Here is an 8,944-nt window from a genome sequence, read left to right on the forward strand (position 1 = left end):
CACTCGTTCCCGAGTAGGTCAGTGTATAAACGTGGGTCAAAATTCCATGCAAATCTCTATGGTTAGTGGGTCAGTTTTAAACGCAAATCAACACTGTGGGCTGTTAACCTTGCGACTCACTGGATAGGCTTCCATAAAACGGTCGGGGTAAGGCTGAGCCATCGCTTGAATCTTGGTGACATCCGTGAAGGTCGTGTCGAGCCAGGCGGCGTAATCTTCTGGCCTGATAATCACCGGCATGCGGTCATGAATCTTGGCCATCACCGAATTGGCATCAATGGTGAGAATGGTAAAGGTCGCTACGTCTCCTTCGGGGCCTTGCCAGTGTTCCAGCAGCCCTCCCATCCCCATCGGCTCGCCATCTCGCAACCGGATCAAATAGGGTTGTTTTCCGTTTCGGGGAACCCATTCATAAAACGCATCCGCCGGAACCAGCACGCGGCTAGTGCGGTAAGCGTGGCGAAACATCGGTTTGATGGCAGCAGTTTCTGCCTTGGCGTTGATGGGGTGCTGTAGTTCCTGAGTATCCTTTACCCAGGAGGGAATCAGTCCCCAGCGAGCATCAGTAAATACCCGATGACCTGTCTCGTCGAGATGAACCACCGGAACCGTCTGAGTCGGCGCGATATTGAAGCGCGGCTTCAAGTCTATTTCGTTCGTAGTTCCGAAATGATCCTTGAGCTTGGAGGGAGACCCATAGAGGGCGTAGCGTCCACACATGCCTTATCTTAACCTATGATGCTCACACTGTCTTTGTGGCTGACTATCATCGAACCTCGGCCAGCTCGTCCCAATTGGTAGTGTAGCTGGGGGATTTATTCCCTCGCTTCATCTGCCAGTGTTTTCTGATCCCAGCACTGGCGAGGAAGATTGAGTCCTTGCCCATTTTTCGGTTGATCATGTCCATGGTCTGCATCAGCTGGACGGTACTTTCCTCAGCCACCTCATCTGCGAACAGGGAGTTTTGTTGGGTTGCTGCCGGGGCGATGTCCATCAGCATCACCCCTGCCTTGACGTAGCGGTATCCAGGCCGATAGATGTGCTTCAAGCCCCATAGCACCGCCTTAACCAGCTTCAGGGTGTCGCTGGTGGCATCTGGCAAGGGGATGGTCAGCCCCTGGCTGTATTGAGGATTTTTTTCTCGAAAAGGACTGGTGCTGATAAACACATGCACCGCACCCGCCACGGAAGACTGGCGGCGCAGCTTCTCCGCTGCTCGAGTCGCGTAGCTGGTCACTGCTTCCCGCAGTTCAGTAAGGAGCATGACGGGGGCGCCAAATGAGCGGCTGCACATGATCTGTTGCTTGGCCGGAGCGACTTCTTCCAGCGCCAGGCATGAGATGCCCCGCAACTCCATGACAGTCCGTTCCATCACCACCGAGAACTGACGGCGGATGAGGCCGGAATCCGCTTGCTTCAACGCCAGCACGGTATGAATTTGCAGGGTAGCGAGCTTCTCCCGGATACGGCTGCCGACGCCCCAGACTTCTCCGACTTCGATGCTGTCCAAGAGAGTATTCAAGTCCTGCTCAGACAGGGTTCCCAGATCGCACACACTTTTCCATTCTGGCCGCTTCTTGGCAATATGGTTGGCGAGCTTGGCCAGGGTTTTGGATGGTCCGATGCCGACACATACCGGTATACCAGTCCAGCGATGCACCCGCTGGCGGATGACTTGGCCGTAGGCGGTCAGATCGATGTTAAACCCGTCTAGTGCCAGAAAACATTCATCGATGGAATAGACTTCCTGGTGGGGCGAGAACGTTCCCAGCACCGACATCATGCGATTGCTCAGATCTGCGTAGAGCGTGTAGTTGGAGGAGAGCGCAATGATGCCGTGCTTCCTGGCCAGATCCTGCATCTGGAACCAGGGTGTCCCCATTTTAACCCCCAGTGCTTTGACCTCCAGTGATCGGGCGACTGCGCAGCCATCGTTGTTGGATAGCACCACCACCGGCTTGCCTTCCAGCTTCGGATTGAACACGCGCTCGCAGGAAACGTAGAAATTATTGCCGTCGATCAAAGCAAAGGTGGTCATACCGATTTGATGATTTTGGTTACCACTCCCCAGATCACCATTTCCTGACCGTCTTTGAGTTCGATGTCGGGGAATTCAGGACTTTCTGCCACTAGTTTAACGGCGCCGCCCCGCTGGTAGAAACGCTTGACGGTCAGCTCGCCATCCACGGCAGCAACCACAATGCGGCCATGTTCAGGCTTGATGGCACGATCCACGATCAGTTCGTCGCCGTCGTCAATGCCGGCCCCGACCATGGAATGCCCCCTCACTCTGAGGAAGAAGGTGGCTTCGCGGTGCTGGATCAGTTCCTCGTTGAGATCGATTCTTTTCTCGACGTAATCGTCCGCAGGGGAAGGGAAGCCGGCGCGCACCGAATGGCTCATGAGGGGGATGGTTCGCGGCGGAGTCTGCTCGGCGAGCGGAAGCATCTCCAGCCAGTCAGGAATACGCACGGGGGGAGAGGTTTTCATCCGCTGCACTAAGGCCACGAGAGTTTCCTTGTGGCTTACCGGAACGCGGATAGTGACCGTGGGTTCGGAGGCGGGCTTTCTGCCGGCTCCAGGGCGCGGACCGCCCCATTTTTCTTGTTTCATGGTGAGCATCTTGATATGTGTGACTTAAATCAAGATTAGATGAAGCGGGGGTTACAGTCAAAGACTTTCGAGCGGGATGGGGATTTTAAGCGCTACGGGATTCGCGATAACTTCAAGACGAATTACACAAATTGATTGATTGAACCCTCACTGTTCCAGGAAGAGCAGACCTGTGAACGTCAGACCCAGAGGCCGGTTCTATGCAATTGCCAAGATGTGCTGCCGCCATCCAGATAGACGCCGATTAACAAGCTAAGTACGGCGATAAATATGCTGGCAAAAAAAGCGGTCCAGAATCCCGAAATCGTGAAGCCCTTAACCATTGCTGAAACCAGTAACAGCATCAGCGCATTGATCACCAGCAGGAAAAACCCCAGCGTCAGCAAAGTGAATGGCAGGGTAATAATAATCAACAACGGCCTGATGATGGCGTTGGCAAAACCCAGCAACAGAGCGGAAATTACGAGCGAGGGGGTATCCTCAAATCGGATGCCCTTGAACACATAGCTTGCTACCCAGAGGGACAGGGACGTGATGCCCCAGTGAATCAGAAACGGCATCAGATTGTGGAGCATGTGCAGGGAGTATCCTGGGCTAACAGCGAGCTTTTAACGAATTGATTCGGGAGAACGAAGACGGGCGGATTGTTGTCCACCCGTCCAGGCACTACTTCTTCTTGGTTACGCCAGCAACGGCATCTTTCATTTTGCTGCCGACCTTGAATTTGACGACTCTCTTGGCGGGGATCTTGAGTTCCTTACCCGTAGCCGGATTGCGACCGATACGGGCGGCGCGTTCCTCAACAGCGAATGTACCAAAGCCGATCATCTGGACACTATTGCCGCTAGTCAGCGAGTTTTGTATAACCGCCATAAAAGCATTAAACATCTCTTCTGTTTGTGTTTTCGGGTGCTGGGTCATTTTAGACACAGCATCGATCAATTCGCCTTTATTCATTTTATGGACACTCTGGAGTTAACGGTGAATACATTGTAAGGGTATAAGAACAGCACGCCAATAGAGCTAAACGATGCATCTCAGCTGTTCTGATAGGCCTGATTAAATCAAGGGCTGCGCTTTGTGTTGGGACTGGGGAATATCGCCTCCCGACCTATTCTGTTTGCAAGAACTTCCTTAATTTGTGCCCAATATGGTTTGTTTTTCGACACGATGGCAACATCATTCTTCCTCGGTCGTGAGACGCTGATTCCCAGGCTGTGTTCGGAAATTCCGTTATGGAGGGAGCAGCTGTTTATCGCCATGTTCCACAACGCTGGCAGCGCAGCTAGCTTCTTCAAGATACCGCCTAACAGGGTGGTCGAGATGAAGACGCAAGTGGTGCTTTGACCATTCCTGTTTGTCGACCCGGACAAGTCTACCGGTCCTATTGGCTAGAGTCTGTTTAAAACTGTCACAAATTGTTACACATTTCTTGTAAGCGAAATTAACAGTCAATCGTTAAAAACAGCATGTGCAGCAAAGTGCTGTCCTAGACCACCCGATATTTCATGAGCCAAGGAAAAATCATGTTGAAGAATAAGAATGTTAGCAAAGCACTGGTTGTCGCGCTGCTGAGTACTTTCGCTGCGGGAATAGCAAGTAGTGCTCTTGCTGAATCCGATTGGGCCAAAGACCATCCCCGCCGCCAAGAGGTAAACAAACGGCTCGAGAATCAGGATCGTCGCATCAACAAGGAAGTAAAAGAAGGCGAGATCACGAAACAGCAGGCAGCGAAGCTGCACAAGGAAGATCGCCAGATTCGCCAGGAGGAGCGTGACATGGCTGCGCAAAACGGCGGACACATCACCAAGCAAGAGCAGAGAACTCTTAACCAGCAGGAAAACCAGGTCAGTCGCCAGATCGGCAAGTAAGCAGCGGGTCCGCCTGGGTGCAGGTCTTCATACCTGTATCCGGCTCTCCGGCTCTTTTGAACACAATGCGTGCTTCCCCCATTAATGCTTTCCTGCTGACCCTGGCGGTCAGTTGGTCAACCGCTTGCTTAGCCGCCGGGCTTAACCTTGACGGAGGCATGGACGAGCATACCGCACGAGCCATGTTGACCCGCTTCGGATATAGCTCGACTCCCGCGGCCTTGGCCGCGACAATGAACCTGTCTCCCCGGCAGTATCTTTTGCGGGCGGTTCAAAAAGATTCTGTTCTACCTCCACCGGTGATGGAGGAAATCCGCTCACTGCCCATCTCTCAACCATTGGATGAGGTCTGGCACCGCCTGGGACCGGGCGGGACAGCGCGAGATGAAGGGCTAGACCCGGAAGCCCGCAAGGCACTTCAGAGAGAAGAAGGGGCCTACGTCAGCTCGGCGATCCAGGCACGGCTCCTGACCATGGCCAATTCCGACAATCCGGGTCATGAAGTTCTCCTGTCCTTCTGGCTCAACCATTTTTCCATCTACGCTCCCAAGAGTCTGGATAAATTGCTGGCATGGGATTACGTCCGGGCGATCGAAGAGGCAATGCGAGACGATTCATTCGAAGCCTTGCTTCGGGCCAGCTTCTATCACCCCGCCATGCAGGTTTATCTGGACAATGCCCAATCTACGGCGGAGACCTCCATTGCGGCCCAAATAGCCCAGGAACGCGGCAAGACGCTCGGCATCAACGAAAACCTCGCACGGGAAGTTCTGGAACTCCATACCCTCGGCGTGGATGCCGGTTACACTCAGAAGGACGTGCAGGAACTGGCACGTATCCTTACCGGCGCCGGCATCTATTCCACCCGGATGCGGGATCAAGCCCTTGAAAAGGCCGGAGCGACCCGGATGGGGCTATTCCTGTTCGACCCGCGCCGCCACGATTTCGGCGAAAAAATCTTTCTCGGCACCCGTTTTCCCGCTGGACAAGGTCTCCCCGAAATCGACCGCGCACTCCACCTGATAGCGATCCATCCGACAACGGCCAAGCGAATAGCGTTGAAACTGGCCCGCCGCTTCCTCAGCGACGATCCGCCGCCGCAGGTCGTTGATGCAATGACCGAAGGCTTCCGGCGCTCCAACGGAAAGATTTCTGCCACCTTGCTGCCGCTGCTCAAGTCTGATGCCTTTGCCGTTTCCTTAGAGAAACCAACCAAATTCAAGGAGCCGGTCGACTACGTTCTCTCCATAGCCCGGGCCGCATGCGGAGATGCGCCGATCAACAACGGCTTGATTCTCGCCGCCACAACCATGGACATGGGGCAGGCCCCCTTGGTGCACACTACCCCCGACGGCTATCCCACCCAGGAATCTGCCTGGCTGTCGCCAGCTGCCATGGCCAAGCGTGTCCGTCTGTCCATGGAAGTGGCAGCGGAAAAGGTACCGTTTGCTCAAGGGGATGAAGGCGCGTCGGTCCGACTCAAAGCTATGGCCGATATGGGTAAAGGCCGGCTGATGCGTGGAACGGCATGCCGGGTTGATTCGTCCACGGTCAAACACGCCGTTGGCCCGCTTTCCGCTACTACCGAGGCAGCGGCCAAGAGTCTTTCTGAGCGCGAACGTGTCGGGCTGCTGCTTGCCAGCCCGGAATTCATGCGACGCTAGGGACAATGAGATGATCAGTCGACGGCAGTTTCTTCGATGGGGCGCAGGCATCCTGGCCTTCCCCGCCCTTCAGGCATACGGTTACGAGACGGCCCATTCTGGAAACGGCCGGCTGGTGGTCGTCTTTCTGCGCGGTGGAATGGACGGCCTGTTCGCGCTGTCACCGGTCGATGATGTGCGACTGGGGGAAATCAGGCCCACCCTGTCGCAAACAGTCATCAAGCAGGGCATCCGGCTTGGCCATACCGGGTTTGCCGCCCACCCGTCTTGCAAAGGGCTTGCCAGCCTCTTTGAGGCCGGCGAACTGGCTTTCGCACCCTGTGCCGGCACGACCGATGCCAGCCGCAGCCACTTCCAGGCGCAAGACCTGTTCGAACTGGGAACCGGTACCACCCACGGCGACTCGGGATTCATGGCCCGTGCCGCCAAGGCACTCGGGAGCAGTAGCGGAGCCATCAGCTTCACTCGGGAAGTACCTCTCAGCTTCCAGGGCGGCGACGTAGCGGTGGAGATTGCCCCTTTGTCGGGAAGCGGACTAAAGATACCTTCCGGTCGAATTCTCGACGCAGTCCGGTTGGCCCATCGGGGGGCGCGGACGGGGGAAGCCCTCGATCAGGCCATCGCCACGGAAAATGAGATCGAAGCGGCCATGGGCATGGAGGAAGGTGCGTCCCGCGGCGCGGCGCCGGCAAACGGCTTCTCCAAGGTGGCCTCCCATATGGGGCGTATTCTCCGCGGCAACCCTCGACTCTCCTTGGCTTTCATGGAGATTGGTGGATGGGACACCCATGCAGGAGAAGAAGGAATTCTCTCCCGTGCCCTTGAACCCTTGGCTGATGGTCTCCTCGCACTCAAGGTAGCACTCGGGGCGGACGAATGGCGGCGAACTCAGGTGGCGGTCATGAGCGAATTCGGCCGGACGGTGCGAGAAAACGGGACCCGAGGAACAGACCACGGGCACGGCGGATTATTTCTGCTCGCCGGTGGCGCCATTGCCGGCGGCCGGATGATCGGGGATTTCAGGGGATTGTCAGACCGGGCGCTCAACGAAAATCGCGACCTCCCCGTCCTCGCCGACTGGCGAACGCTGCTGGCGGGATGCATGCGGCAAAATTATGGTTTCAAGGAATCAGCATTGGCCGAGATTTTTCCCGGCATGCCGCGACAGCGGATAGATGTTTAAATGTTTTTCGTGACTTGCAGAACCAAGTCACTGATCGCGTTCCCCGCTCTTTCGCGCAAAACAGCTCAGGGCATTGATTTTTTACGGCATGCCCGTTACTTTGAGCTTCGATACATATTCATCTTCATAAAGATCCAGGAATTCCATGTCCAAGCGACGCAATGCTATTGAAAGCATCCTCATCTTCAACCAGAGGCGTGATCCCGAGCGGTTGGTGCTGAAATACCGTGCGATGCGAGCCGACGCCTTTGCTTTTCTGCGCGGCACTTGCCACCTGTTCTATCAGGACTGGCCTGCTGATTCGCCGCTCAATGACGCCCCTCCCGCCTGGATTTGCGGTGATCTGCATCTGGAAAACTTTGGCAGCTTCAAGGGCGACAACCGACTAACCTATTTCGATCTTAACGATTTCGATGAAGCCGCGCTTGCTCCCGCCACTTGGGAACTGGCGCGTTTTCTCACCAGTGTGCTGGTGGCGGCAAAAACTCTAGGGGTGAATCACTCCGAGGCGATTGCCTTGGTCCACTGTTTTCTCGACTGCTACACAGCGGCGTTGCAAGACGGCAAGGCGCGCTGGCTGGAGCGCGCCACGGCGGAAGGAATGGTCAAGAGCCTGCTTTCCGGCCTCGGGAAACGTACCCGGCCGGAATTTCTCGACAGCCGCACCAAGCTCAAGGGAGGCAAGCGCATGCTGCGTCTGGACGGCAAACGGGCCTTGCCGGCATCGGATGCGGACTACAAAAAGGTCGTCTTGTTCATGGCGAAGTTCGCCGCACTTCAGCCTGATCCGAAGTTTTTCAAAGTGCTTGATGTGGCTCGCCGTATCGCCGGTACTGGCAGTCTGGGTACGGAACGTTATGTCATTCTGGTCGAGGGCGCAGGCTCCCCGTCAGGAAATTACCTGCTCGACCTGAAGCACGAACCCGGTTCCGCGCTGGCACCTTATTTGACACTACCTCAACCTGAATGGGGAACAGAAGCGGAACGTGTGGTCAGTATTCAGCGCCGGGTGCAGGCGATTTCGCCCGCTTTTCTCAATGCCGTGCAGATTGGCAAGCGTTCATACGTGATGCGCGAACTTCTGCCAGACTCGGACCGCCTCCAGCTTGAAATGTGGAACGGCAAGCTGCGCCGACTGGAAAATGTGATGAAATCCATGGGCAAGGTAGTGGCCTGGGGGCATCTACGTAGCGGCGGCCGACAGGGTTCGGCGGTTGCTGACGAATGGATTTCATTTGCCTCCAATAGCGATTGGCGCAGCCCGTTGCTGGAATATGCAGAGGGTTACGCCCGGCAGGTAGAAACTGATTGGAATGAATTCTGTGAGTCACCCCTGAATTTTGATCCCTTGGTTGGGGGCGTTAACAAATCATGTGTGGCTGCATAGAATTAAACGCTACTTTTGCTCCTTATTCGATTCACTGAATGGGAGTCACTTAAGGGTCGCCTGTCGCAGATCACCCCCTGAATCTTAAGGTCCGCTTCAGCAGAAACGGAAATATGGCCACGACTACCCGACGGCCTTGGACATTTCCACTGGCAATGACGTCGCGCGCCAGATGTCCGCGTTATATTCGCGGATGGCGCGGTCTGACGAGAAACGCCCGCAGCGT

10 protein-coding genes are annotated in these 8,944 nt (G+C 55.6%); 5 read left to right on the top strand and 5 right to left on the bottom strand.

Annotated features, from left to right (window positions below):
- Positions 1 to 87: 87 nt before the first annotated feature.
- The 5 genes from SCT_RS10675 to SCT_RS10695 all read right to left on the bottom strand — a co-directional run bounded on the left by SCT_RS10675 (position 88) and on the right by SCT_RS10695 (position 3,570).
- Entirely contained in the window at positions 88 to 720 is a 633-nt protein-coding gene (locus tag SCT_RS10675) for an SOS response-associated peptidase (RefSeq protein ID WP_059422796.1), read from the bottom strand.
- Between the two features lie 46 nt (positions 721 to 766).
- Positions 767 to 2,038 carry a Y-family DNA polymerase gene (locus tag SCT_RS10680; RefSeq protein WP_059422800.1) on the bottom strand — a complete coding sequence of 424 codons (1,272 nt, stop codon included), beginning with the start codon at positions 2,036 to 2,038 and terminating at the stop codon, positions 767 to 769.
- The gene (locus SCT_RS10685; RefSeq protein WP_059422819.1) at positions 2,035 to 2,613 is read right to left on the bottom strand and encodes a LexA family transcriptional regulator; all 579 of its coding nucleotides are present in this window, start codon (positions 2,611 to 2,613) and stop codon (positions 2,035 to 2,037) included. The genes SCT_RS10680 and SCT_RS10685 overlap by 4 nt, the downstream gene beginning before the upstream one ends.
- Positions 2,614 to 2,792: 179 nt before the next feature.
- A complete protein-coding gene (locus SCT_RS10690; RefSeq protein ID WP_059422802.1) occupies positions 2,793 to 3,188 on the bottom strand; it encodes a phage holin family protein in 396 nt (131 codons plus the stop codon).
- A gap of 91 nt (positions 3,189 to 3,279) precedes the next feature.
- Positions 3,280 to 3,570: an HU family DNA-binding protein gene (locus tag SCT_RS10695; RefSeq protein ID WP_009205701.1), complete on the bottom strand. Its 291-nt coding sequence runs from the start codon at positions 3,568 to 3,570 to the stop codon at positions 3,280 to 3,282.
- Positions 3,571 to 3,693: 123 nt separating this feature from the next.
- On the opposite strand from SCT_RS10695, the gene SCT_RS17910 reads away from it, so the two are divergent.
- The 5 genes from SCT_RS17910 to SCT_RS10720 all read left to right on the top strand — a co-directional run bounded on the left by SCT_RS17910 (position 3,694) and on the right by SCT_RS10720 (position 8,718).
- Positions 3,694 to 3,960 carry a hypothetical protein gene (locus SCT_RS17910; RefSeq protein ID WP_371257739.1) on the top strand — a complete coding sequence of 89 codons (267 nt, stop codon included), beginning with the start codon at positions 3,694 to 3,696 and terminating at the stop codon, positions 3,958 to 3,960.
- A 179-nt stretch (positions 3,961 to 4,139) separates the two neighbouring features.
- A complete protein-coding gene (locus tag SCT_RS10705; RefSeq protein ID WP_059422809.1) occupies positions 4,140 to 4,484 on the top strand; it encodes a hypothetical protein in 345 nt (114 codons plus the stop codon).
- A 65-nt stretch (positions 4,485 to 4,549) separates the two neighbouring features.
- Positions 4,550 to 6,148 (top strand): DUF1800 domain-containing protein, encoded by a 1,599-nt coding sequence (locus tag SCT_RS10710; RefSeq protein WP_082098303.1) that lies wholly within the window; start codon positions 4,550 to 4,552, stop codon positions 6,146 to 6,148.
- 10 nt (positions 6,149 to 6,158) lie between these two features.
- Positions 6,159 to 7,331, top strand: coding sequence for a DUF1501 domain-containing protein (locus tag SCT_RS10715; protein WP_059422816.1), 1,173 nt, complete (start codon positions 6,159 to 6,161; stop codon positions 7,329 to 7,331).
- A gap of 145 nt (positions 7,332 to 7,476) precedes the next feature.
- Positions 7,477 to 8,718, top strand: a complete 1,242-nt coding sequence (locus tag SCT_RS10720) for a DUF2252 domain-containing protein (protein WP_059422817.1) — start codon at positions 7,477 to 7,479, stop codon at positions 8,716 to 8,718.
- Positions 8,719 to 8,944: the final 226 nt, after the last annotated feature.

Source organism: Sulfuricella sp. T08 (assembly GCF_000971475.1).
GTDB lineage: Bacteria > Pseudomonadota > Gammaproteobacteria > Burkholderiales > Sulfuricellaceae > Sulfuricella.

What these genes read in the sequence shown, in the direction of transcription:
- SCT_RS10675 (WP_059422796.1), bottom strand. Translation starts at nt 720, where the DNA reads ATGTGTGGACGCTACGCCCTCTATGGGTCTCCCTCCAAGCTCAAGGAT.
- SCT_RS10680 (WP_059422800.1), bottom strand. Translation starts at nt 2,038, where the DNA reads ATGACCACCTTTGCTTTGATCGACGGCAATAATTTCTACGTTTCCTGC.
- SCT_RS10685 (WP_059422819.1), bottom strand. Translation starts at nt 2,613, where the DNA reads ATGAAACAAGAAAAATGGGGCGGTCCGCGCCCTGGAGCCGGCAGAAAG.
- SCT_RS10690 (WP_059422802.1), bottom strand. Translation starts at nt 3,188, where the DNA reads ATGCTCCACAATCTGATGCCGTTTCTGATTCACTGGGGCATCACGTCC.
- SCT_RS10695 (WP_009205701.1), bottom strand. Translation starts at nt 3,570, where the DNA reads ATGAATAAAGGCGAATTGATCGATGCTGTGTCTAAAATGACCCAGCAC.
- SCT_RS10705 (WP_059422809.1), top strand. Translation starts at nt 4,140, where the DNA reads ATGTTGAAGAATAAGAATGTTAGCAAAGCACTGGTTGTCGCGCTGCTG.
- SCT_RS10710 (WP_082098303.1), top strand. Translation starts at nt 4,550, where the DNA reads ATGCGTGCTTCCCCCATTAATGCTTTCCTGCTGACCCTGGCGGTCAGT.
- SCT_RS10715 (WP_059422816.1), top strand. Translation starts at nt 6,159, where the DNA reads ATGATCAGTCGACGGCAGTTTCTTCGATGGGGCGCAGGCATCCTGGCC.
- SCT_RS10720 (WP_059422817.1), top strand. Translation starts at nt 7,477, where the DNA reads ATGTCCAAGCGACGCAATGCTATTGAAAGCATCCTCATCTTCAACCAG.